This is a genomic window from Oceanisphaera avium (genome assembly GCF_002157875.1).
Lineage (GTDB): Bacteria > Pseudomonadota > Gammaproteobacteria > Enterobacterales > Aeromonadaceae > Oceanimonas > Oceanimonas avium.
This window is the reverse complement of record NZ_CP021376.1, coordinates 1965116-1990000: the sequence shown is the minus strand read 5'-3', so window position 1 is coordinate 1990000 and position 24885 is coordinate 1965116. Positions and strand designations below refer to the sequence as shown.

Sequence of the window (24885 nt, the reverse complement as noted above, 5' to 3'; positions counted from 1 at the left end):
TGCTAACCTGCGTTAAGTACGGATGAGCTGGTAAGAAGCGCTTGAGTCCGTAATATCCGAATGGGGAAACCCACTGCACTCAGTGCAGTATCGTAACGTGAATACATAGCGTTGCGAGGCGAACCGGGAGAACTGAAACATCTAAGTACCCCGAGGAACAGAAATCAACCGAGATCCCCCTAGTAGCGGCGAGCGAACGGGGGCCAGCCCTTAAGCTGTGTGTGGTGTAGTGGAATGGTCCTGGAAAGACCAGCCGTAGTGGGTGATAGCCCCGTACACCAAATGCCACTTACAGTGAAATCGAGTAGGACGGGACACGTGATATCCTGTTTGAATATGGGGGGACCATCCTCCAAGGCTAAATACTCCTGACTGACCGATAGTGAACCAGTACCGTGAGGGAAAGGCGAAAAGAACCCCTGTGAGGGGAGTGAAATAGAACCTGAAACCGTGTACGTACAAGCAGTGGAAGCCCACTTGTTGGGTGACTGCGTACCTTTTGTATAATGGGTCAGCGACTTACTTTTAGTAGCAAGGTTAACCGTATAGGGGAGCCGTAGGGAAACCGAGTCTTAACTGGGCGACGAGTTGCTAGGAGTAGACCCGAAACCCGGTGATCTAGCCATGAGCAGGTTGAAGGTTGAGTAACATCAACTGGAGGACCGAACCCACTAATGTTGCAAAATTAGGGGATGACTTGTGGTTGGGGGTGAAAGGCCAATCAAACCGGGAGATAGCTGGTTCTCCCCGAAATCTATTTAGGTAGAGCCTCGGACGAATACTTGCGGGGGTAGAGCACTGTTTAGGCTAGGGGGTCATCCCGACTTACCAACCCTATGCAAACTCCGAATACCGCAAAGTACTATCCGGGAGACACACGGTGGGTGCTAACGTCCATCGTGAAGAGGGAAACAACCCAGACCGCCGGCTAAGGTCCCAAAGTCATAGTTAAGTGGGAAACGAAGTGGGAAGGCTCAGACAGCCAGGATGTTGGCTTAGAAGCAGCCATCATTTAAAGAAAGCGTAATAGCTCACTGGTCGAGTCGGCCTGCGCGGAAGATGTAACGGGGCTAAACTATGCACCGAAGCCGCGGATGCACTCTTTTAGAGTGCGTGGTAGGGGAGCGTTCTGTAAGTCTGCGAAGGTGTGTTGTGAAGCATGCTGGAGATATCAGAAGTGCGAATGCTGACATGAGTAACGATAATGGGGGTGAAAAACCTCCACGCCAAAAGACCAAGGGTTCCTGTCCAACGTTAATCGGGGCAGGGTGAGTCGACCCCTAAGGCGAGGCCGAAAGGCGTAGTCGATGGGAAACGGGTTAATATTCCCGTACTGACGTGCATTGCGATGGGGGGACGGAGAAGGCTAAATGGGCCAGGCGTTGGTTGTCCTGGTGAAAGGGTGTAGGCAGGGTGTTTAGGTAAATCCGGACGCTCAATGCTGAGACCTGAGACGAAATCGCTACGGCGGTGAAGTCATTGATGCCCCGCTTCCAGGAAAAGCCTCTAAGCTTCAGATGCACGTGAATCGTACCCCAAACCGACACAGGTGGTCGGGTAGAGAATACTAAGGCGCTTGAGAGAACTCGGGTGAAGGAACTAGGCAAAATAGTACCGTAACTTCGGGAGAAGGTACGCTGAAACAGGTGAAATCCCTTGCGGATGGAGCGTGGGTCAGCCGCAGTGACCAGGTGGCTGGAACTGTTTATCAAAAACACAGCACTGTGCAAACTCGCAAGAGGACGTATACGGTGTGACACCTGCCCGGTGCTGGAAGGTTAAATGATGGGGTTAGCCTTCGGGTGACGCTCTTGATTGAAGCCCCAGTAAACGGCGGCCGTAACTATAACGGTCCTAAGGTAGCGAAATTCCTTGTCGGGTAAGTTCCGACCTGCACGAATGGTGTAATCATGGCCACGCTGTCTCCACCCGAGACTCAGTGAAATTGAATTTGCGGTGAAGATGCCGTATACCCGCGGCTAGACGGAAAGACCCCGTGAACCTTTACTATAGCTTGGCACTGAACATTGGCCCTACATGTGTAGGATAGGTGGGAGGCTGTGAAACCATGACGCCAGTCGTGGTGGAGCCATCCTTGAAATACCACCCTTGTATGTCTGATGTTCTAACGTTGGCCCCTTATCGGGGTTGCGGACAGTGCCTGGTGGGTAGTTTGACTGGGGCGGTCTCCTCCTAAAGAGTAACGGAGGAGCACGAAGGTTGGCTAAGTACGGTCGGACATCGTACGGTTAGTGCAATGGCATAAGCCAGCTTAACTGCGAGACGGACAGGTCGAGCAGATACGAAAGTAGGTCATAGTGATCCGGTGGTTCTGTATGGAAGGGCCATCGCTCAACGGATAAAAGGTACTCCGGGGATAACAGGCTGATACCGCCCAAGAGTTCATATCGACGGCGGTGTTTGGCACCTCGATGTCGGCTCATCACATCCTGGGGCTGAAGTCGGTCCCAAGGGTATGGCTGTTCGCCATTTAAAGTGGTACGCGAGCTGGGTTCAGAACGTCGTGAGACAGTTCGGTCCCTATCTGCCGTGGGCGTTGGATGATTGAGAGGAGCTGCTCCTAGTACGAGAGGACCGGAGTGGACGAACCCCTGGTGTTCGGGTTGTATCGCCAGATGCATTGCCCGGTAGCTACGTTCGGAATCGATAACCGCTGAAAGCATCTAAGCGGGAAGCGAGCCTCAAGATGAGTCATCCCAAGGGCTTTACGCCCTCTAAAGGGCCGTTTGAGACTAAGACGTTGATAGGTTGGGTGTGTAAGTGCAGCGATGCATTGAGCTAACCAATACTAATGACCCGTGCGGCTTAACCATACAACACCCAAGAAGTGTGAGACCTTGCGGTCGAGAACAAACAAATTATTCAAGTTAGCGTACTAATACTACGACAACTAAAAACATCAGTCTTCCAGATTACAATTTATGCCTGGCGGCCATAGCGCTGTGGAACCACCTGACTCCATGCCGAACTCAGTAGTGAAACGCAGCCGCGCCGATGATAGTGTGGCAGATGCCATGTGAAAGTAGGTCACTGCCAGGCGCCAATTTAGACCTAAACTATCAAGCTTTGCGGAGTGGTAGTTCAGTTGGTTAGAATACCGGCCTGTCACGCCGGGGGTCGCGGGTTCGAGTCCCGTCCACTCCGCCATTTTTACTCAAAAAAGCCATCTTCGGGTGGCTTTTTTGTTTATAAAAATGTCTTCGCGGACAGACTGAATGAGATCGCTATGCTCCTACCTTTAAATGCGGTGCATTTACCACTCCGCTATTATTCAAAAGCCCTGACTTAACAGTCAGGGCTTTTTTCATTCTGGCCCTGTGGGCACCCTGGATGAGGTCGCTGCGCTCCTACCTTTAAATGTGGTGCATTTACCACCCCGCTATTATTACTCAGAAAAGCCATCCGAAAGGGTGGTTTTTTGTTTTAATAGTCCAGCGGTCTCTAGGTCGCGACAGGTTCCCTGCACTAAGTACCTTGGGCGTTGAGTAGCCGACAGAACGCTATGCTCAAATAAAAAGCCCTGCTTAAATGAGCAAGGGCTTGATGGTATTTAACGCTTATTTACTTAAGAGTTTATTACAAAAGACTCTTTATGCAGTTAATGCTTGGACGATTTGTTGCCATTCATCCTGCGTACTGCAGTTTGGACGCTTTTTTTTAGCACGACCGTACCAATAATCGGCATTCCACAGTACGCCTTCTACATGATGCAAATAGGCGTGGACCCAAGCAGAGGCGGGATCAGTATTATCACGGATGACTTCATGGGCGTCTTCCCACTGCTGATTGGCATCAAGCCATAACGCTTTAAGTGCATCCGATAAACCATGGGGAGGAGTGGCTTGTTTTAAAGAAGCTTGGAACTCTTTGAAATTCATAAAGTGAGGTTATCCATTAACGTAGCAATTGCTGCTATTTTAACACAAGCTTTGTTCGAGGTTAATTAAGGAGCAACATGTCTGAACAGTCTGCTTTTAAATCCTCTAATACCCTAAAGGGGTGAGCCTTCATAGCTAAGTAATGAGTGTTTTGCGGTGGGAGAACTTCCCATAAGTCCGTACAATACGCTCTCAAACAATAAAAAGGTTAGTGAGAGGGCGTCATGTCGCTACAATTTAATAAATGGTTATTTTGGAATTTAGTGGCAGTTGCCGTTTTTTCGAGCTGGTATCTACTCCCTAATCATGGATTTTGGTTAGATATTGATAAGACAATTTTTTATTACTTTAATGAAAAAATAGGGCATAGCGAGATTTGGGTCAATGTCATTGGGCTTACTAATAACCGCGCCTTTGATGGTGTAGCATTATTGGCAATGGGCATTGTTTACTATAGCTACTATAAAGGCGCGAGCTCCGAGCGTAAACGCCAACTACTAATTGTAGGCTTTATTATGCTATTAACCGCCGTAGGTCTTAACCAATTAGGAAGAGCTATCCCTGTGGAGCGCCCTAGCCCCACTTTAACGTTTGATAACATTTACCGGCTTACTGAACTTGCTAGTTTTAAAACTAAAGATTCTTCAGGAGATAGCTTTCCAGGCGATCACGGCTTAATGCTGATGATTTTTACTGCGTTTGTATGGCGGTTTTTATCTTGGAAAGCAGGATTATGGGGGTGTGTATTTGTCGTGGTTTTTTCAGCACCCCGTTATATGGCCGGTGCTCACTGGTGGACAGACATATATGTAGGCGCTTTATCGGTGGCAAGTGTAGGGATGGCATGGCTAATGCACACTGGCGTGTTTGACAGCTTGCTCGTTTGGTTAGATAAACGTCTGCCTCCTCTTAGCAAAAGTTAGGCCGCTGCTGTTATTGTAACCAGCCTAGCGCCTTAAATAGGGCCGCCCCTAGGCTGGTAGTAAATAATGAACCTAAGGTGGTCATGGCGATAATATTGGCCGCCAATACACTATTTCCTTTCATGGCACTCACCATGACATAACTGGCTGCTGCAGTGGGAGTCGCGTTGATGAGAAATAACAATGTTAACTCCATGTCTCTAAAGCCGAGTAAGTAACCACCAAGAGTAATCACCAAGGGGATCGCTACTAAGCGCAACAGCGCTATTGTAGGCAAGAGACGAGTTTCTTCAGTATTGGTTTTTAATTGTAGGCTGGCTCCGGCGCATAATAACGCTAAAGGCAGGGTTAATTGAGCTAAATAATCACCGGTTTTAATTAAAGCCGCAGGAATAGACCATTCTATAAACGCAAAGGGCAATGCAAGTAAAATACCAATAATAATAGGGTTTTTCGCAATGCCTATAATGAGATGTTTTGCTCGCAGCGCTTCACCTTGGTTAAGGCTGCGACTTAAGGTAATTACCGCTAAAATGTTATATAAAATAGTAAGACAGGCGACATACATAGCCGCTGCAGCTACTCCTGTGGAACCATAAGCATTGTTAACATAAGCTAAGCCAATAATTGCCATATTAGCGCGAAACGCGCCTTGAACTGCAATTCCTCTTAATAGTCGATTGCTGATCGCAAGACTTGCCCACCATTCCAGTAAAAGATAAATAATTAATGTAATCGCTAACCCATAGCCTATTAATGAAAGACTAATTATCTCACTAAAATCACTTTGCGCTATGCTGGTAAATAACAACATAGGTAGCGCTATATTAAATACTAGCTTACTGGCACCTTCTATAAAACCTGTGTTCATCATCTGGCTGCGACGTAGAATAAAACCTAATAACAATAATAAACAGATTGGGCCAGTGATAGATAAAGCAAATAGCAGGCTATTAATTAGTAACATTATGCAGGAGTCGTGTTTTAAAAGAAGATGATAGAAAATTTTATACTTAAATCATAAATAGAAAAAGGCGCAAACATGCGCCTTTTTCTATTTATGATTTATAATCGCCTGCACGCTCTGGTTGGAAATCGACCGCAGAGATGCTGACCTGCATTGGCTTGCCGTTAGGAGCAGGCCATTCAATGCTTTGCCCTACGCTTAAGCCAAGTAATGCAGCACCTATGGGGGCTAGCACGGAAATTTTTTCATTGCCGTTATCCATATCTCTTGGATAGCAGAGTGTTTTGGTAAAACTCTCTTTGCCCGTCGCCATGGCGAAAGTAATAGTTGAATTCATCGTCACGATATTATCTGGCACCTCGGTCGGAGGCACCACATTGGCACGGTCAAGCTCATTTTCTAGCCGAGTGATGGCGTCGGACTCGGGCTGTTTTTCTAGCAAGGCTTCTAGACGTATTAAATCTAGAGAAGAAATAGTAATAGGTGGCAACTGAGCCATATAAACCTCCATAAAAAAGCAGGCAACGCTAAAAGCGCTGCCTGAACCCGATACTTTAGATATACCCTATTGCGACTACTTTTGCTAGCGACGTGCTCGCTATTTTTAAATTTGTAAGCAGCGGGAAGTAATAAGTAATATTTCTTTCTTAAACTTGCGCTAAATCAAAAGAAAGCTATGGGGAGTGCGCCAAACTATCGCTAATAAGTTATATAACACCATAATAATAATTAAGGATTAAACATGAAAAAAGTTTCTCTGCTGGTTGCCGCTGCCTTATTGGCTCCTTCTGCTTTCGCCCATCAAGCAGGTGATTTCTTAGTTCGTGGCGGCGCTGTTATGGTTAGCCCTAATAGCAGTGGTGATAACGTTCCGGGCACAGGTCATTTAGAAGCTGAAAACAATACACAGCTTGGTTTAACTTTTTCCTACATGTTAACTGATAATTGGGGCGTAGAATTACTGGGCGCCACACCTTTCTCTCATTCTGTTGGCACGGCAGGACTGGATGAGGTGGCTAAGGTTAAACACTTGCCGCCAACGCTAGTCGCTCAATATTACTTTGGTAATGCGCAAAGTAAGGTGCGTCCTTATGTAGGCGCCGGTATTAACTATACCTTTTTCTTCGACGAAGAAGGTCGTGGTGCACTTGACGGTGCTAAAGTTAAAGCTAGTGACTCATGGGGCTTAGCCGCTCAGGCCGGTATAGACATGGCCGTGACCGATAGATTATTTGTTAATAGCTCAATTTGGTATATGGATATTGATACTGAGGTAACTGTTAATGGCGGGCCTGCGATTAAAACCAGCATAGACCCAGTGGGCGTTATGATTGGCTTAGGTTATCGCTTCTAAGGCTGACTATCTTAAATTGTGAGGCATTGGCCTAGTGCCAAAGGCAGGTCTTAGGATCTGCCTTTTTTGTGACTAATATTTGTCATTACCAATGCCACTATCAATGCGATTATCCGGTGTTAGTGAAATAACGTGGCTGTGAAACGGCTTGTTTAAACAGCGCAAAAAAACTTATTTTTACTCGCATCTAGGTGGCGGACTGTACTTAGAGCCGCAATATATGTGTTATTCTGAGCGCCGTTAAATGGCAGTCTTTATTGCCAAGCGCATGCAGCAGTGAGCACGGCTGAAACCTTAAGCCTTAATCTGGCATGACGGAATAGGTTACGATGTTGCCTATCTCAATAAGGTTTATCTAAGGGTATACCGTATCTCTTCAGCCCTGTCAGTGGTAGCCAGTGTGTCTAAGACCTACGCCAGCGACGGCATAAAGAAACCGATTTAATTTAAATAGTCAGGAGAACAACATGGGGTTTACTAGCGCGCGGCATGTAGAAGCGCTGAACCAGACAATGGCTGAACTGGGTACTAATATTAATGTTTCATTTGAGTTTTTTCCGCCAAACAGTGAAAAAATGGAGAAAACCTTATGGGATTCCATCGAGCGGCTCAGTACTTTGGCGCCCAAGTTTGTCTCTGTGACCTATGGGGCAAACTCCGGCACTCGTGACAGAACTCATAATGTCATTAAAGACATTCAGGAAAAAACCGGCCTGATTGCCGTGCCTCACCTAACCTGTATTGACGCCAGCCGTAGCGAACTTCGAGACATTGCTAAAGATTATTGGAATAGTGGCATTCGCTCCATTGTGGCGCTGCGCGGTGACTTACCAGAGGGCCTAGCCAAGCCCGATATGTACGCCGAAGACTTAGTGCGCCTGCTTAAAGAAGAAGCTGACTTTGATATATCGGTGGCTGCTTATCCTGAAGTGCATCCCGAGGCAAAGAGTGCCCAAGCCGACTTATTGAGCTTAAAGCGTAAAATAGATGCGGGAGCTAGCCGTGCTATTACGCAGTTTTTCTTTGATGTAGAGTCTTATTTACGCTTTCGCGATCGTTGCGTAACGGTGGGCATAGATACTGAGATAGTACCGGGTATTTTGCCGGTATCTAACTACCAAACACTGTTAAAATTTGCTGGATTTTCTAACGTACGCATTCCTAATTGGATGCATCAGCGCTTTCAAGGTTTGGAAAACGATCAAAATACTCGTAACTTAGTGGGTGCCAGTATCGCCATGGATCAGGTGCGAGTATTAAGCCAAGAAGGGGTGAAGGACTTTCATTTTTATACGCTGAATCGTTCAGATTTAACCTATGCCATTTGCCATAGCTTAGGTGTGCGCCCGCAACTTTCCTTGCCTGCAGATAAATAATTAGCCGCCCGTAATTAGCATGAAAAAGCCCCCGTCACTGACATGATGGGGGCTTTTTAGGCTAAAGGTGTGAGCTATCACTGTGCTACTGCACCTCACACCTTTACTTTTATGCTTTCAGCGCTTGATCTAGGTCGGCGATGATATCGTCAATGTGTTCAATACCAATGGATAAGCGGATCATCTCCGGCTTTACTCCCGCTTGGGCCTGCTCGGCTTCACTCATTTGGCGATGAGTGGTAGAAGCTGGGTGACAGGCTAAGGTACGAGTATCACCAATATTCACTAAGCGTTTAATCAAGTTCAGTGCATCGTAAAAACGCACGCCAGCCTCATATCCCCCTTTTAAGCCAAAAGAGAATAATGCAGAAGGCTTACCTTTCATGTAACGCTGAGCCAGCTCATAGTCAGCGTGGCCTTTTAAGCCTGCATAGTTAACCCAGTCCACTTGAGGATGTGCTTGCAAATACTCCACAATCTTAAACGTATTTTCTACATGGCGCTCCATTCGCAGTGGTAAGGTTTCTAGGCCTTGTAGCAATAAGAAGGTATTCATGGGCGATAAAGCGCTACCCGTATTACGCAGTGGCACGGTGCGTGCACGCGCAATAAAGGCCGCTTCGCCAAAGGACTCTGTATACACCACGCCGTGGTAGGCAGGCTCTGGAGTGGTAAATTGGGGGAAACGCGCTTTGTTTTTTGCCCAGTCAAATTTACCACTATCTACAATAACGCCACCTAAGGAGTTGCCGTGGCCGCCAATATATTTAGTAAGAGAGTGCACCACTATGTCTGCACCAAATTCAATGGGCTTGCACAGCACTGGGCTAGCGACTGTATTATCGACCACTAAAGGCACGCCTTGAGCGTGTGCAGCATCGGCTAAACCTTGCAAGTCGGTAATATTGCCGGCAGGGTTGCCAATACTTTCACAAAATACGGCTTTCGTTTTATCGTCAATGAGCTTAGCAATAGCGCCGGCACTGGCATCTTCTGCAAAGCGCACTTCAATGCCCATGCTCGGCAGCATATGGGCAAATAAGGTGTAAGTGCCGCCATAAAGCTGCGGCGTGGTGACAATATTGTCACCGTTTTGCGCTAAGTTAATCAGCGCATAATGAATAGCTGCGCTACCAGCAGATACGGCTAAACCGGCAATACCCCCTTCTAGGGCGGCTACACGCTTTTCAATCACATCGTTAGTCGGATTCATGATCCGCGTATAAATATTACCTGGGACTTCAAGATTAAATAAATCGGCGCCATGCTGAGCGCTATCAAATTCGTAAGCGACTGTTTGATAAATAGGTACGGCTACTGACTTAGTAGTGGGGTCTGTAGTGTAACCATGGTGAACTGCGAGTGTTTCGTCTTTCATTAAATGGTGTCCTTGATGAGAGAGATAACCAATGTAGGAATTTTCTTCTGGGCTGTAAAGGGGGCATCAGCCCCTATTAACGAGGTAGAAAAATCTGTGCCACTAAGCCGCCTTGCGGATGATTACTAAGCAACAATTGGCCGCCATGTTGGTGGATTAGGGTGCGAGCAATAGCTAAGCCTAACCCTATGCTACCATCTTCTACATTACGTGCCGTATCGAGGCGGGTAAAAGGTTTAAAGACTTCTTCTAATTGCTCAGGCGCTATACCTGGACCAAAATCGCGAATATTAATTGTAATTTGTTGGTCACTGACCTTGAGTTCGGCGGTAACACGATTGCCATATTTTACGCCATTATCCAGTAAATTTTGTAAGGCGCGACGCAATGCCATTGCTCGCCCCCGATACACCACCGGTTGTTGGCTAACTAAGCTTACTTGATGACCATTATCTTCTAAGTCATCACATAAGCTTTGCAATAAGCTGGGTAAGTCTAGATGACTTAGTGGCTCCGCTACCCCGTCTTGTTGAGCAAATTGTAACGTCGCGCTGAGCATCTGCTCCATAATCGCTAAGCTTTGTTGTATTTTTTGTTTATCTTCTCCCTCGGCCAAAAACTCGCAGCGCAGTTTTAAGGTGGTGAGCGGCGTGCGTAAGTCGTGAGAGATAGCGGCTAACATACGGGTGCGATCAGAAACAAAGCGATCTAGACGTTCTTGCATGCGGTTAAAGGCACTTAGAGTGTCACGAATTTCTCGCGGGCCTGTTTCATTAATGGCTTCGGCTTTATCTCCGCGCCCAAGCCGTTCTGCTTGTTGTGCTAGTTGTTTTAAAGGCCGAGTCGCGCGTTGTAATAGCCAAATCATTAGAGCGGCTAATAGCGCGGCTAATAACACAAAAGAGATAATATACTTTGCCGACCATCCGGGCATTTCATTATCTCGTAGCGAGGTGAAATCAAGCCAGCGGCCATCAGCTAGCTCTATGCTGCCTTGTAAGCGCACATCGGGAGCCATCCCAGGATGGCGGCGAATGGGTTTAGCTTGTCCGCGCTCATCTTTACTATTAGGGTATAATTGCTCATTTGCTAACCGACGCTCTGCGCTAATCTGAATGGCAAGTGGATCTGGATACTCTAATACTTTGCGTATTAATTGCTCAAAATGTTCATTACGCAGCTTAGGTGTGGTGCCTTGCGCACGGATCCTAAGGCGCAGCGTTTCGCTGCGTGTGGCACGTAATATTTCATCTTCTAAATTGGCTGGAGATTGATTGAGTAAGCGAATGGCTGATACTACTCTTTGCAAAGCAAAGCGACTATTCACCAATCCTAAAGTTTCTTCACGTTCAATACGATAAATCTGGATGCCCACTAGCTGGATAACCACCAGTACCGACAGCGCCAACATGATCACTTGGCCGCTTAAGCCGCTTAGCCAAAAGCGCCATCGTTTACTGACCATGGCGTACATCGGCAACTAACATATAACCGCCACCCCAAATAGTTTTAATTAACGTGGGCTGTTTAGAGTCATGCTCAAGCTTGCGCCGCAAGCGGCTTACTAAAGTATCAATGGCTCTATCGAAGGCTTGGGCTTCGCGGCCTCGCGCTAAGTCGAGCAGTTGATCACGACTCAGTACATGATGAGGATGCTGAGTAAAGACTCGCAATAAATCAAATTCTGCCGTGCTTAAACTAACGGTGATGCCGCGTTCGTCGCGCAACTCTCGCCGATTTAAGTCTAGACACCAGCGATCAAAGTACAGGCTTGCAGAGTCGGTATGCTCTACTGGACTTTCTACCATTGATTGGCGCCTTAATACCGCTTTAACACGCGCTAATAACTCTCGTGGATTAAAAGGCTTAGGTAAGTAATCATCGGCGCCCATTTCTAAACCCACGATGCGATCAGTTTCTTCACCTATTGCGGTTAGCATAATAATAGGCACTGGATTGCCTTGACCGCGCAGCTCTCGACATAAAGTTAAGCCATCATCGCCGGGCAACATAAGATCAAGAATAATAAGATCGGGCTGCTGGTGCGCTAAATGCTGGCGCATAGCATTTCCCTCAGCAACCGTACTAATTTGATAGCCGTGTTGTTCTAAAAACCGTTTTAGTAAGTCGCGAATTTCTGCGTGATCATCCACCACCAGTAAGTGCTTAGCCTGAGTCATGCTGCCTCCTTATGACACCCAGTGGCCAGTATAAGCGCAGAGCTTAAATAAAGAATGTCAAAGTATGACAAGCCTTAATAGCGACACATTTTGTGACAAGCTCCGGCTTATCTGACACAGTTTGCTGACAAAACTCTGCTTTAATACCTTACACATCCCCTTGATAGAGGCCATGAACATGAAATATAGCGCGTTAGTATTAGCCACTACCTTATTAGCTGCGCCCACTTGGGCACTGGCTGAAAATGCTAAAGAAACCTCATCTAAGCAAGTTATTGCTGAACAACCGGTTCAACAAGAAGCAACTGCAGATATAGCACACCAACATCATCAGATGCTTAGCCATCACGGTTATCAGGCGCATAAAGGGCAAGGCAGCAAGTACCATCATGGCTACCAAGAAAAACAGATGAAACCAGAGCGCTTTGCCAAATACCTAGATAAGCGCTTAGCTAAACTAGATAACTCTGAGCTTAAAGCGCAATTTATTAAAGCAAGCCAAGCCCGCTTAACGGCTCAAGCCGAGCAGGCGCAGTTACGCATGCTAATGGCGAAACATAAGGCGAACCAGCTAGAAGATAAGGCCATTAAAGAAGCCACTCTAGAAAAAATTGCCGCCGATTATAAGCTCAAACAACTGCGTAATCAGCAGCTTCAAGACTTGTTGACTAAAGCAAAGCAGTAACAGCGCTTTATCCCACGTTAAACCCCTAATATTAAACTGATAGCTAACGTAAAAAGCACCTATGCCCATGGCCGCAGTGCTTTTTTATTGGCTGTTCGTCATGGTTTAACGCTGTTCTTAAGGTATCACGTCCCGATCAATGGGCTGTTGTAGTGAGATCAACGTTTCTGTAGATTGGATTTCATCTATGGTTTGTAAACGATTAATCAACACTTGCTGAAGTTCATCAATAGAACGAGTCATGACTTTAATAAAAATATTGTATTGCCCCGTGGTGTAGTAAGCCTCTACCACTTCTTCAAGTTGGTCTAATTTAGCCAAGGCGCTTGGGTAATCGCGAGCACTTTTTAAGATAATGCCAATAAAACAACAGACATCGTAGCCGAGCTGTTTAGCATTAACTTGCACGCGCGTGCCTTCAATAATTCCTGCCTGCTTCATCTTCTCAACTCGCACATGTATGGTGCCAGGACTAACAGCCAGTCGCTTAGCTAGCTCCGCATAGGCGGTGCGGGCATTATCCATTAGCGCGATTAATATCGACTTATCCAAATTATCGATTTGATAATTTAGCTCACGTTTTATCGCCATATTTTGCGCTTTCCTTATAATTAGGCTCTTTAATTGTTGAATATAAAACTTTGTTGGTATTTTCCCTATGTAATATTGAATTTATTAGGCTTTTACTTGAGAATTCATTAAAACCCATTAACCAACTAGGTACATGAGATGAAGCAGTCCTATATTGAACGCCAGCGCCAGATCCGTTTTGTAAAAGAGTATTTTTCTAATCTGTTGGCTGAGCAACTCAATTTATTGGAAGTGCAAGCACCTATTCTCAGCCGCCTTGGTGATGGCATGCAAGATAACTTATCTGGCTCAGAAAAAGCGGTGCAAGTAAAAGTCAAAGCTCTTCCTCAGTCTACCTTTGAAGTGGTGCATTCATTAGCAAAGTGGAAGCGCCATACGTTAGCGCGTTTTGAATTTGAGCCAGGTGAGGGTATTTATACCAACATGAAGGCGCTACGCCCTGACGAAGACAGTTTAAGCCCTATTCACTCAGTGTATGTGGATCAGTGGGACTGGGAGCTGGTAATGACGGAGCAAGACCGTAATACCGACTACCTAAAAACCGTTGTTAATAAAATTTATAGTGCAATTAAGCAAACTGAAATGGCCGCAGCCGCACAATATGGACTTACTCCCTTTTTACCTGAGCAGATCCATATTTTGCACGCTGAGGAATTATTAAATCGCTATCCGGATTTAGATGCAAAAGGCCGAGAGTGTGCTATCGCTAAAGAGTTTGGAGCCGTATTTTTAATCGGTATTGGTTGTCAATTAAGTCATGGTGACAGTCACGACATGCGCGCGCCTGATTATGATGATTGGTCAAGCGCCAGTGAAGATGGCTTATGTGGCTTAAACGGTGATATTTTAGTGTGGAACCCTATTCTAGAAAATGCCTTTGAGCTGTCTTCTATGGGGATCCGAGTTGATCAAGAAGCTTTGCGTTATCAGTTGGCGCTAATGGGACAAGAAGACAGAGCTACTCAAGAATGGCACCAAGCTTTGTTAGCCGGTGAGCTGCCGCAAACTGTGGGGGGTGGCATAGGACAGTCGCGCTTAGCGATGTTACTGCTACAGCTATCACATATTGGCCAAGTGCAATGTGGGGTGTGGCCAGCAGAGCTTTACCACTCTGTGGATGCGATTCTCTAACTTATGTTGTTAAGCGTTAATAAAAACGGGAGCCTAGCGGCTCCCGTTTTTTTATAAACTATGCTGATTAACTAAAAGCTAATAGTACAGTTTTGTAATTGTTCGTTAAGAAATTGCATAACTTGATGACGAGTGACAATCCCTATTACTTTACTATCTTCCACCACCGGATAAATTTTCGGCTTAGGGCCGCCCATGAGCCTAGCCAGTTCAAAAACATCACTATTAGGGGCGACGGTTAAAGGCTCTTTATACATGAGTTCGTTAACTGTCACGCGGCTGTCGCAGTGATAGCTGGCTTTAACCAATTGTGGGATGCAATCTTGTTCAGAAAGAAAGCCGATAATCTTGCGCTGACTATCTACCACAGGTAAACCACTGAGGTTGGAGGCCAGCAGTTTATCTAGTGCCTCAGTAATCGTCATGTCCGCCGTTAGCAGCGGTATACTACGCCGCATAATCTCGCTTACCGTTGCCATTACCATGATAACTCTCCTTAAAAAACGCTTAGCTATGAGTGTGCCACTACTTAGCGAAGTAAGCTAATTTTACGGTGAACGCTCTAAACGCTAATGGGTAACTGTCTACGATTATAGTGTAATGCAGCCTTCTTAAACTGTGATTGCGCTATAAGCTATGAACAGTATCACAGCTGCCATTATTAACCCGGCGCTTAAAACCGATATGGCAGTCGAATACCCACTACATAATCCGGTGCATCTTGGGTTAAGCCTGCCGCCCAGTTCACGACCATGGATAAGTTATCATCAATAGCCCAAGTAACGCCCATACCCATAGTGGCCGAGTTGCCGTTACTACCGGGTACTTTAATTAAGTTATTGTTCCCATCTGTCTGTTTGGCTTCCAAGCTGAAACTTTGATTAAAGTTAAGCGATAAACTTAAGCGCTCACTCAAAGCAAAAGCGATGCCAAGCCCATAGCCAAAAGAATCACCTAGTTGCACATCGCCAGGCTGTTGCTTGCCTGCAGAAATATCGTCGAAGCTACCTTTTAAGTAATGAGAGTAATCGAAGCTTGCAAATAAAATGGCCGGGTCCACGGTTTTAACGGCTGAAAAACCGGTGGACAGTCCCCATAAACCGGTACCAGTGGCAAGTTTGGAAGGAACATCGTTTAAATTAGTGTTGGCGTTAGGAGTATTTGGAATGCCAAAAGGATCCCGCCCTGTGGGTGCGGTGGCTCTTAGGTTCCAGACTAAATCTGGGCGGCTATTCGTTTCAGTTAATAAACGATAATAAACAGCGGCACTGATATCTCCAATATCGCCATCTTTTATACTTGCTACTGTGGTGAGGTTTTTGTCATCCGCGGCGTTAAAGTCCATATAACGGTAAATATAAGGAATTTTTAGTTCAGCCTGCCATCTGTCGTTAAAAGTATAACGCCCAGTAATATCGGCGGTCCATTGGTGAGAGCGAATACGATCGGTATCAATTTTTCCAAGAAATATCGCGTCATAAACGACTAGGCCACGCAGTAATAGTTGTTTACGATCGTAATAGGCATAGCTTACACCAAAATCTAGGCTAAATTTACGGTCGAATACATTATGTTGCTCGAGTAATAAGTCTTCTGTAGAGCGGCTGGGCGCAGGATCATGGCGCTCACCGCTAGCCCGCGTACTTGAGTCAATAGTTTGTACTGGCGCTTGGCTGGTCACTAATTGGTTTTGTAATTGATGCAACTGTTGATTTTGCTGAATTAGTTGCTGGCGTAAGTTATCTAATTGTTGTTGCAATAAAGCCTCTTCGGATCCCAAAGAGGCTTCTTGTGCTAATACTGCCGTTGAACAACACCCTAACAAAGCTAAGGTCAAAGTTGTTTTTTTCATGCGCATTCCCTGCGTTTAAATGATGGTGATTACCTGATCCCCGTCGGTAATTGTTGTCTTAACGTTTCAGCTAGATCGGTATAGACACCGAGTTGGTCGCCTATATAAAATTTAGCCTGATTAGAAAGTAGCTGACTATTGCCATTAATGCTAAGTTGTTGGACTAAACCATTATTATTTTTATCATTGCGTAGCATTTGTGTGGCACTGCTGGTGCTGGTGGAGTAAGACATGCCTAAACCGCCACTATTAAAATCATAGCGGACTAGCCCATCAGGTAATTTTATTTGGTAGTGTCCTTGGTTTAGCGTCTGTCCTTTTACTGACATATTGCCCGCAATAAAACTTAAATCATTGATACCAATGTTATTATTGCCAGTTACTTGCGCGCCTTGAACTAAGCCACTGCCATTAGGCAAATTATTAGCAGTGTGAGGATCATTTTTACTATTTATGTTACTAGCTAATGTGTTTTCATCCGTGTAAGCGGATACATTTAGCTTTGGGTTACGACTATTGAGATCGACATTTAATTGCATGCCGCTGGTAATTATGCCATTAGGTCCGGCTATTGAAGTGATAAACTCAATACCAAAGTAATGAGGTTTAGGCCCTGCAACAAACTTACCTCGCTGCCCGCTGAGTACTTCATCACTTAATAATATGCCAATATCATTTGAAAATGGATTAGCTAATTCTGCAGCTTGGACTAATCCGGCAGTGGATATTAATGTTAGGAACATGACGATTTTTTTCATGGTCGCCTCACAATAAGTCTTTATGGCTAAAGCCAAATTCCATTAATGCTGCATCAGATACGGGGACAAAACGTCCGTCTCTACCGCGAGCCGTTAATGGCAATGATGGGTTGGCTAAAATGGAGTGTTTATCATAACCTGAGCCTACTACCGCCAGTATGACGTTATTCCAGCCAGCTAAAAACTCTTCCATTTCAATTACCTTATTCCCTAGCGCTGGGTCGGCTAAATATACACGACCTTCATCATCCACTTTTTTTAAGACCACAAAGTGATGAAAGCCTTTTAAGTTAAGTAGCACGATCGCGGGAATAGTTAATTGGTGAATATTTTCGGCAGCAACTTTAAAGCCTTTTGCTTCCATGCCGAGCATTTCTACATAATTTTTCATATCTAACATTGAAAAACCATATTGAGCAACCAGCTCAGGATCTGACATGGCTAACATGCCATCCATTACCCACTTTTCATTAGTTTTAATGTTGTATGAATATTTTAAGATAGTCGCAAGAGAAGCTGCGCCACAACTGAAATCTGTTTGCTGCTGTTCTACGCCAATAAATTTACGTTCTGCCAAACTTATTACTTTCTTACCTGCACCGCCTATGCCGGGTACTGTACCTGTCATATTAAGGTGGGCTGCAAAAGTAGAGCATGAAGCAAAGAGTAAGATACTAATTAATATTAGTTTCATTGCCGTTCCCTCAGCAATTAATTGGCTCCGGACTATGCCGGAGCCGATAGTTGTATTATAAGTTACCTACACTCAGTGCCATGCTATTGCTTTGCAAGTTATTAGTACCTGCAGCAACGTTCACACCAATGTTACCAGCAGCGTTATTTAATGAACCGCCACTAATGCTCGCATTATTTACGTTCATACGTCCTACGGTGTGATTAATGGTTGCTAATTTACCCGATAAAGAAACCTTACCTAAATCAATCGTTCCTGATTCCTCAAATTCGAAACGACCTGGTTTATTTGGGTTTTTATCGTCAAAGTCGATATGACCTGCATATTGATTGCCATCAGGATGCGGGGTGTCTTGACTACCGCCGTACCAAATTTCTGGATAGACGTCATTACTTTGGGCACTCTTGCCTGTGTATTCGCCCGAGATATTTCCGGACAGTTTCACTTTGACAGTTTCTGCTTTAGTCTTATCCATTAAGCTTTGGTTAGTGGTATTATTGCCGGTAGTAAATTGCTTATTATCCACTGTAGAAACGGCTAGGTGAGCTTTTTCTCCATAAGATAAAGCAAAGTTATTAACTTGTGCGTTGCCACTGCCTGCTGCTACGTTAGCGCCTAAATTACCGGCCGCACCATTGAGTGATCCGCCAGAAATATTTGCGTTATTATGGTTGCCGCGGTTGCTTACGTTATTCGCTGTAGAAACTTGACCGGTGCCAATCTCTGCATCCACAGACGCACCTTTACCACCGAATAAGTTTAGGCCTGACGTTGTTGGTCTATCAGTCTCTTGGCCGTTACCATTACCGTTGTTACCGTCAGATGGCTCACCTTTATCAAATTCTACATCTGCTAATACCGTCATCGCCGTATTATTGGCCTGTACGTTATTGTCACCCGCAGATACGTTTAGCCCCATATTCCCAGAGAGACCTGTACCCGAGCCATCACTTATTCTAGCGCTATTTTCATTACGGTTATTAGTGACATTGTTGCCTGAAGTGTTTTGATAGCTGTCAATGACCGCCATGCCCAGTTGATTAATGCCCACTGTGCCACCAATAAGGGCTGTGCCTTTATAATCCATTTTATTGGTTACACTAACACGCTTGTAAATATCCACGCCTGTTTGATCGCTGTCTTGGGCAAAAGCAGTGCCACTTAAACCAAGCATAACTACTGCAGCAACTGGGGCTATAATAAATTTTTTCATTGTCTCTCTCCTTGAAAGCAATTATTTTTTATTTACATTGCTAAGTTAACGGTAATTAATTTTTATATTAATACCGTCGATTACTGAATGGGCATAGATACCCGGTTTACTACTATATTGCTGTTTCCCGCAATTTGGCTTATTTGAATTACACCTTGTGCACCTTTAAGTGAATCTTTGTCTATATAAATGCTATTTTTATTATCCTCTAAAGATAATGGCTCAGGATTATAAGTGGCATGCGTGCTTAGTGATAAGTCTGATATTACTTGTGCATTATTTCCTAATGCTATACCAATATCATTTATCTGAATGTTGCTAGCGCCTGCTACCTGATTTATAGATATTAATCCTTTAGCATTATGAAGCGTATGAGCTTCAATCCTTACACTTTTAGCTGCATCACTAATAAGACTAGTATTTTCTAGGTTTGCAGTGGAAGCGGAATTTGTCAAAGTAGATAGTGCGTTTTCTCCCATCGCAAGGCTTTTATTATTTGATTGAATATTATGATCGCCTGCCGCCATATTAATACTAATAGTACCCGTCACATTGTTTAGGGTATTGCTTTCTATTTTGGTAATATCAGAATAGATATTAGTCGCTGTCGCAGTAAAAGATGCGAGTGCTAAGCTTGCAACTGCGAAAGCGAGCAGATTATGACAGCCTGCTTTGACTGTATTTTTGTTATTCATTAGCTGCCCCCATTTCATTGCTATCCAGCGACGTCAGTTATGAACCGTTTACAATAATAAGATTGCAATAAAGAGGCCAACTTTTAAGTCATTGATAATAAAGGAAATTTTATAAGTGCCATTTTTTTTCGTCTCATTTAAGAGACAAGGCTTTAGTTTTTTTTATAAAAAATCTTTGAAATCAAGTGCTTATATAGAAATCTCAGTTTTAAAAGTCAGTATCATAATTAAGACGCGGCTAATTATTTAGCCCTAAGCCATTGATGAGTTAGGGGGGTTATCGTTAATTTTGTGGGAACAGGAGTAGATTGCCTTTATGAGCTACTATTAGTGGCACTCCGGCATCATTATTAAGCAAGGATTAGCGAATGACCTACCGGCATCCCACCCCCCTATTTTATTTATTTGTCATAGCGACCCTAAGTTAGTGCAGGCGCTTAGCCAGCAACAATGGGAAGTGAGACAAAGCACTAATCTTGTCAATCCCCCGCCTAGATCTGTGATGAAAGGTGTCAACGTAGGTGTGATAGAGATTACAGAATCTGCTCATCTTGAGTCTATAGAGCATTTTATCAGGATGAACGACGCAATTTTTTGGGTGGCAATGATTGATAAAGTCCAATTACAGCATGAGTCAGTGCGTGACTTACTGAGAAACTATTTTTATGATTTTCATACTAGCCCGCCAGACTTTACCCGGCTGCAATATGTTCTTGGTCATGCACTCGGCATGGCGAGATTGTGTCTGGCTCAACCTCCTGCTCAGCATTTAATTAATACCAATGAAATTATTCTTGGTCAAAGTCATAATATGTTTGAGCTAAAGCAACAGCTAACTAAGCTTTCTCATTGCCAGTTACCGGTATTAATTACCGGTGAAAGTGGGACTGGTAAAGAGTTAGTGGCGAAAAAATTACATGCTTTATCAGAATGTGCAGCTGGTCCTTTTATTGCGGTGAACTGTGGCGCTTTGCCTAGCCAGCTGGTGCAATCTGAGTTATTTGGGCATGAAAAAGGCGCCTTTACCGGCGCTGCCCAACGCAAAATTGGTAAAATTGAAGCCGCCGATAATGGTTCTTTATTTTTAGATGAAATTGGTGATTTGCCGCTAGAGGCACAAGTTAATTTATTGCGTTTTTTACAAGAAAAAACCATAGAGCGGGTGGGATCTCACCAATCCATTCACTTAAATGTGCGCATTATTGCCGCGACTCATGTAGATTTAGAAACCGCGGTTAAAGAGGGTCGTTTTCGTGAAGATTTATATTTTCGCCTTAATGTTATTCGCTTAAAAATTCCGCCCTTGCGTGAGCGTGGTGAAGACATTCTATTGCTCGCTCGCCATTTTTTAAGTCAGCAACAACAGACACAGCGCTTAAATTTTTCTGAAACTGCCGAAGTGGCGCTTTTGCAACATAGCTGGCCTGGAAATGTACGAGAGCTATTAAATCGCGTTCAGCGAGCCACCGTGATGGCTAATGGGCGCTTTATTCAGCCTCTGGACTTAGAAATTGCGTTAGCTAAACCTTTGAGCATGGGAGAGTGTTTAAAGTCAATTCGCGAAGAAGCGGAGCGTGGGGCATTAGCGAGAGCGCTTAATGAAACACAAGGTAAGGTAAGTAAGGTAGCTAAGCAGTTAAATATTTCACGAGCCACTCTTTATCGCTTATTAGACAAGCACAGCTTGTTATAAGAGCTAATTGAATAAGTGATATTAATTATATTATTATCCTTAACTATTATTTAACCACGGCTGCCTTAAGGCGGCCGTTTAATATTATATTGTCTGCCTTTTCCTTGAATTTTGTTATGATTAGCGCCCGTTAAATATTTGAGTGCCTTAAGATGTCTTCTGCCATACGAGGATTTATCCCTCGATCTTTACTGCGCTTAGTATTGGTGGCCTTTACTTTAGTGTTATTGCCACTCATTTTATTGGTGATACAAAATGGTCGTAGCTTAGAGCGCGTCATTTTATCTGCTCAAGCAGGCATTGAAAGCTCGGTTGTGGATACCCGGCGTGCCACTGACTTGAACGATCTGGCGCTAGAAATGGAGCGGGCAATTCGCCGTTATGCGGTGCTAGAGAGTCCGGAGATCCGCGAGTCTTATTTGCGTCTGTTAGAGCGCTACCGAATTGAACTGGAACAGCTTTTGACTAGCATTGACGGCGCAGACTTAGGCATTTCTTTGCAGCATCAACTTATTTATCTGGTTGATCTTGCCCAAGCCAGTGCGGATGAAATTCGCGAGCGAGTGGTTATTTTTAATGCGTTTAGTAGTGCGACACTAGCGCTAGATAAATTAACTCGCGCCCAAATTGATGAACGAATTCAAGAAGAACGCGATCATGTCATTGTGGTTCGACATCAATTATGGTGGCTCAGTGGTGCTTTAGGTGGCGCCAGCTTGCTGTTAGCCTTGCTGTTTACTTATCTTATTATTCGCCCCGTACGCCAGCTTGAAAAAAGGATTTTGAACTTAGGGGCAGGGGTGGAGCCTGAGACTAAACCAATACGTGGGCCCGCTGAATTGGTGGAGCTTGGCGATAAGCTGCAATGGCTGCATTTACGCTTGCGAGAATTGGAAGCGCAAAAATTACAATTTTTACGCCATCTTTCTCACGAATTAAAAACACCTCTGGCCAGTCTGCGCGAAGGGGCAGATTTGTTATTGGAGCAAGTAACAGGGCCGCTCACTCTAGAACAAAATGAGATTTGTGAGCTGTTAGTCCATAATAGCTTTCGTTTGCAAGAGCTGATTGAACAGTTGCTAGACTATAACCGTATTCAACAAGTTCAAGTTTATAAAGAAGACGTGGATATAGTGCCGCTGGTAGAGCAAAGCTTAGAAGCTCACAAATTAACGATTGAGAATAAAAGTCTACAAGTTAATCTCGCCTTGATTGATGAGTGCCCCCTTGCCGATGGTCATCGTTTAAAGCTGGTACTCGATAATTTAATCTCAAATGCGGTGAACTATGCAGATCCTGGCGGTGTGCTACAAATTATTTCTCACCGCCGTGAGCCACAAGCTGAATATGTACTGACGGTCGCTAATACCGGCCAACCCATTCCAGAGGCCGATAAGGAGCGAATTTTTGAACCTTTTGTGCAAGGAAATCAAGTAAGAAAAGGGGTATTGAAAGGTTCAGGGATTGGACTCAGTATTGCTCGAGAGGCGGCCTTAAGCATGGGTGGCTGCCTGATTTTAGACACCGATATTACAGAGCTAGTTTGTTTTGAACTTAGCCTGCCAAACCATAATATAAAAGGGAATACAGATGAATAAAGCATGGTATTGCACCGCCTTCGCATTGGCACTTTCTGGCTGTACCTTGCCTTTTCCGCAATCTAAATCGCCCGAAACTAAGGTCGAAATAAGAGTGCCTTCGCAAACTAAGCAATTAAACGCTTGGTTAGCTCTATCGGATAAAGTGCTACATAGCAACCCAAACCAGCGCCAACAGGCATTGAATCAACTACCAAATACTTCCAACGCGCAGCTAAAAAAAGCGCTGTGGCTAAGCCATCCTAAAGCATCGCTTAACCAGCGCCAGCAAGCTCAACAATTATTTCAGCAACATTTAAGTAGCGCTTCTTCTAGCGAACAAAAATTGTTAGGAACCTATCAAGCCTATAATCAAGAAATGATAAATATGCAGCGCCAGCTAGCTGAACGCCAGCAACAGGTGAATAATTTAACTCAAAAGTTAAAAGAGCTAGCCAGCATAGATCAGCAAATTAACGATCGTAAATTTCAAGAGTAACCGCCATGAAGCGTAAAGCCAGAATACTGCTGGTAGACGATGATGTCAGCTTACTAAAGTTATTGGGACTGCGCCTAAAGAGTGAAGGCTTTGCGGTCACCACCGCGGCTAACGGCACTGAAGCGCTAGCTTGGCTAGAGCATGAGCGCCCTGATTTAGTGCTTAGTGACTTGCGTATGGATGGCATGGACGGCTTAGCGTTATTTGAGCGAATCCAGCGCCAGCATGTAGGCCTGCCGGTAGTGATCATGACCGCCCATGGTTCTATTACCGATGCCATAACGGCTACTCGCTCAGGCGTGTTTGGTTTTTTAACTAAGCCTATCGATAAAGAAGAGTTACGCAAAACGATTAATGAGGCGCTGGCGGTATCTTTACCCGCAGTAGTGGATGATTGGCAACAAAGAGTGCAAACCAGAAGCCCCATTATGATTGCGCTATTAGATCAGGCGCGACGTATTGCTCCGTTAGATATTAACGTCTTAATCACCGGGCCTTCTGGTGCGGGTAAAGGACTAATGGCACAGGCGCTGCATGACGCTAGCCCTCGCCAAGATTATCCTTTTATCTCTTTAAACTGCGGAGCCATGACAGAACAGCTGCTAGAAGCTGAGCTATTTGGGCACGTTAAGGGGGCTTTTGCGGGCGCTGTTTCTGATCATCCTGGCGCTTTTATTACCGCTACTGGTGGTACTTTATTGCTAGAAGATGTGGGCGAGTTAAGTCCTGCCTTACAGGGTAAATTGGTGCAGGTTCTTACTCAGCAACAAGTGCGGGCTTGGGGGCTAGCCAAGACGCCACTACCGACGTGCGAGTATTGTCTTCCACCAGTCGGGATTTAGTCACAGCCATGGAGCAAGGTACATTTCGAGAAGACTTGTTCTACCGGCTAAATGTAATGAACCTGCAGTTACCAGCACTAGAAGAAAGACCTGAAGACATTCCTTTATTAGCTCGCCAAGCACTTGAACAGTTGAAAAGCCGCCAGCAAACCCCCGTCACCGGCTTTTCTCCTGAGGCGCTTTCTATGTTGGCTTCAGCGAGTTGGCCGGGCAATGTTCGCCAATTATTAAATGTGGTAGAGCAAGCGGTTGCCATGGCTTCAGTGCCGGTGATTGGCACTCAGTTACTTGAAAGTATCTTAGCGGACAGTGGTGAGGATTTCCCTACCTTTAATGAAGCTAGAGCCGAATTTGAGCGGCTCTATTTACATAAAATATTACGCATGACAGATGGTAACGTCAGCCAAGCCGCACAATTAGCGGGGCGCAACCGGACTGATTTTTATAAACTATTAAGCCGGCATAATATTGAAGCCAGTACTTATAAAGAAAAGCGCCAACAGTAAATTGTTAGTGCTTATAAGTATTTTAAAAACGGCCATTTAGGCCGTTTTTTATTTTGATTGCAACAAGGAGTG

General features: G+C 44.8%; 22 protein-coding genes, 1 tRNA gene, 2 rRNA genes and 1 pseudogene (1 of these 26 running past the window's edge). 13 read left to right on the top strand and 13 right to left on the bottom strand.

The features are described 5' to 3' along the window. The 3 genes from CBP12_RS09190 to CBP12_RS09180 all read left to right on the top strand — a co-directional run. Nucleotides 1-2834 (top strand): 23S ribosomal RNA (locus CBP12_RS09190) (it extends 58 nt beyond the left edge of the window). 111 nt (nt 2835-2945) lie between these two features. Continuing rightward, a 5S ribosomal RNA gene (gene rrf, locus CBP12_RS09185) occupies nt 2946-3060 on the top strand. A gap of 31 nt (nt 3061-3091) precedes the next feature. After that, a tRNA-Asp gene (locus CBP12_RS09180) sits at nt 3092-3168 on the top strand. Nucleotides 3169-3611: 443 nt separating this feature from the next. On the opposite strand, the gene CBP12_RS09175 is transcribed toward CBP12_RS09180, so the two are convergent. Then, the gene (locus tag CBP12_RS09175; protein ID WP_086964163.1) at nt 3612-3899 is read right to left on the bottom strand and encodes a hypothetical protein; all 288 of its coding nucleotides are present in this window, start codon (nt 3897-3899) and stop codon (nt 3612-3614) included. Between the two features lie 224 nt (nt 3900-4123). Between CBP12_RS09175 and CBP12_RS09170 the strand changes: the two genes are divergently transcribed. Continuing rightward, nucleotides 4124-4822, top strand: a complete 699-nt coding sequence (locus tag CBP12_RS09170; RefSeq protein ID WP_086964162.1) for a phosphatase PAP2 family protein — start codon at nt 4124-4126, stop codon at nt 4820-4822. Between the two features lie 10 nt (nt 4823-4832). Here CBP12_RS09170 and CBP12_RS09165 read toward each other — a convergent pair whose 3' ends face one another. Together CBP12_RS09165 and rnk are read right to left on the bottom strand one after the other, a co-directional pair. Continuing rightward, entirely contained in the window at nt 4833-5789 is a 957-nt protein-coding gene (locus CBP12_RS09165) for an AEC family transporter (protein WP_198341779.1), read from the bottom strand. A gap of 91 nt (nt 5790-5880) precedes the next feature. Continuing rightward, nucleotides 5881-6288, bottom strand: a complete 408-nt coding sequence (gene rnk, locus CBP12_RS09160) for a nucleoside diphosphate kinase regulator (protein ID WP_086964160.1) — start codon at nt 6286-6288, stop codon at nt 5881-5883. A gap of 243 nt (nt 6289-6531) precedes the next feature. Between rnk and CBP12_RS09155 the strand changes: the two genes are divergently transcribed. Together CBP12_RS09155 and metF are read left to right on the top strand one after the other, a co-directional pair. Continuing rightward, complete coding sequence (locus tag CBP12_RS09155; RefSeq protein ID WP_086964159.1) at nt 6532-7143, top strand: OmpW family outer membrane protein; 612 nt, start codon at nt 6532-6534, stop codon at nt 7141-7143. A gap of 467 nt (nt 7144-7610) precedes the next feature. Further along, nucleotides 7611-8519 carry a methylenetetrahydrofolate reductase gene (gene metF / locus CBP12_RS09150; RefSeq protein ID WP_086964158.1) on the top strand — a complete coding sequence of 303 codons (909 nt, stop codon included), beginning with the start codon at nt 7611-7613 and terminating at the stop codon, nt 8517-8519. Nucleotides 8520-8628: 109 nt separating this feature from the next. Here the strand turns inward: metF and CBP12_RS09145 are convergent, their stop codons facing one another. The 3 genes from CBP12_RS09145 to CBP12_RS09135 all read right to left on the bottom strand — a co-directional run bounded on the left by CBP12_RS09145 (nt 8629) and on the right by CBP12_RS09135 (nt 12077). Beyond that, on the bottom strand, nt 8629-9897 hold the full coding sequence (locus CBP12_RS09145) for an O-acetylhomoserine aminocarboxypropyltransferase/cysteine synthase family protein (RefSeq protein WP_086964157.1): 1269 nt from the start codon (nt 9895-9897) through the stop codon (nt 8629-8631). A gap of 76 nt (nt 9898-9973) precedes the next feature. Continuing rightward, nucleotides 9974-11362 carry an ATP-binding protein gene (locus CBP12_RS09140; protein ID WP_086964156.1) on the bottom strand — a complete coding sequence of 463 codons (1389 nt, stop codon included), beginning with the start codon at nt 11360-11362 and terminating at the stop codon, nt 9974-9976. Then, complete coding sequence (locus CBP12_RS09135; protein WP_086964155.1) at nt 11352-12077, bottom strand: response regulator; 726 nt, start codon at nt 12075-12077, stop codon at nt 11352-11354. The genes CBP12_RS09140 and CBP12_RS09135 overlap by 11 nt, the downstream gene beginning before the upstream one ends. Nucleotides 12078-12255: 178 nt before the next feature. Between CBP12_RS09135 and CBP12_RS09130 the strand changes: the two genes are divergently transcribed. After that, nucleotides 12256-12762, top strand: coding sequence for an efflux RND transporter periplasmic adaptor subunit (locus tag CBP12_RS09130; protein WP_086964154.1), 507 nt, complete (start codon nt 12256-12258; stop codon nt 12760-12762). A gap of 117 nt (nt 12763-12879) precedes the next feature. On the opposite strand, the gene asnC is transcribed toward CBP12_RS09130, so the two are convergent. Next, entirely contained in the window at nt 12880-13353 is a 474-nt protein-coding gene (gene asnC, locus CBP12_RS09125) for a transcriptional regulator AsnC (RefSeq protein ID WP_086964153.1), read from the bottom strand. Nucleotides 13354-13491: 138 nt separating this feature from the next. Here asnC and asnA point away from each other — a divergent pair, with 138 nt between their 5' ends. Then, entirely contained in the window at nt 13492-14484 is a 993-nt protein-coding gene (gene asnA, locus CBP12_RS09120; RefSeq protein ID WP_086964152.1) for an aspartate--ammonia ligase, read from the top strand. Nucleotides 14485-14555: 71 nt separating this feature from the next. Here asnA and CBP12_RS09115 read toward each other — a convergent pair whose 3' ends face one another. The 6 genes from CBP12_RS09115 to CBP12_RS09090 form a co-directional block, all read right to left on the bottom strand. After that, entirely contained in the window at nt 14556-14963 is a 408-nt protein-coding gene (locus CBP12_RS09115; RefSeq protein WP_086965503.1) for a CBS domain-containing protein, read from the bottom strand. A gap of 194 nt (nt 14964-15157) precedes the next feature. Next, nucleotides 15158-16336, bottom strand: coding sequence for a transporter family protein (locus CBP12_RS09110; RefSeq protein ID WP_086964151.1), 1179 nt, complete (start codon nt 16334-16336; stop codon nt 15158-15160). A 29-nt stretch (nt 16337-16365) separates the two neighbouring features. Beyond that, nucleotides 16366-17094 (bottom strand): hypothetical protein, encoded by a 729-nt coding sequence (locus CBP12_RS09105; protein ID WP_086964150.1) that lies wholly within the window; start codon nt 17092-17094, stop codon nt 16366-16368. Between the two features lie 7 nt (nt 17095-17101). Next, nucleotides 17102-17788 carry a C39 family peptidase gene (locus tag CBP12_RS09100; RefSeq protein WP_086964149.1) on the bottom strand — a complete coding sequence of 229 codons (687 nt, stop codon included), beginning with the start codon at nt 17786-17788 and terminating at the stop codon, nt 17102-17104. A gap of 55 nt (nt 17789-17843) precedes the next feature. Continuing rightward, nucleotides 17844-19001, bottom strand: a complete 1158-nt coding sequence (locus tag CBP12_RS09095) for a hypothetical protein (protein ID WP_086964148.1) — start codon at nt 18999-19001, stop codon at nt 17844-17846. Between the two features lie 80 nt (nt 19002-19081). Next, a complete protein-coding gene (locus tag CBP12_RS09090; RefSeq protein ID WP_086964147.1) occupies nt 19082-19696 on the bottom strand; it encodes a hypothetical protein in 615 nt (204 codons plus the stop codon). 427 nt (nt 19697-20123) lie between these two features. Between CBP12_RS09090 and CBP12_RS09085 the strand changes: the two genes are divergently transcribed. The 5 genes and pseudogenes from CBP12_RS09085 (at nt 20124) to CBP12_RS13940 (ending at nt 24813) form a co-directional block, all read left to right on the top strand. Beyond that, nucleotides 20124-21389 (top strand): sigma-54 dependent transcriptional regulator, encoded by a 1266-nt coding sequence (locus tag CBP12_RS09085; protein WP_232455048.1) that lies wholly within the window; start codon nt 20124-20126, stop codon nt 21387-21389. Between the two features lie 152 nt (nt 21390-21541). Then, nucleotides 21542-22987: a sensor histidine kinase gene (locus tag CBP12_RS09080; RefSeq protein ID WP_086964145.1), complete on the top strand. Its 1446-nt coding sequence runs from the start codon at nt 21542-21544 to the stop codon at nt 22985-22987. Beyond that, nucleotides 22980-23465: a hypothetical protein gene (locus CBP12_RS09075; RefSeq protein ID WP_086964144.1), complete on the top strand. Its 486-nt coding sequence runs from the start codon at nt 22980-22982 to the stop codon at nt 23463-23465. Before CBP12_RS09080 ends, CBP12_RS09075 begins: the two co-directional genes overlap by 8 nt. Nucleotides 23466-23470: 5 nt before the next feature. Further along, nucleotides 23471-24312, top strand: a pseudogene (locus CBP12_RS13945) (sigma 54-interacting transcriptional regulator); the annotation flags it as partial. A gap of 3 nt (nt 24313-24315) precedes the next feature. Further along, a complete protein-coding gene (locus tag CBP12_RS13940; protein WP_456299468.1) occupies nt 24316-24813 on the top strand; it encodes an AAA-type ATPase lid domain-containing protein in 498 nt (165 codons plus the stop codon). Nucleotides 24814-24885: the final 72 nt, after the last annotated feature.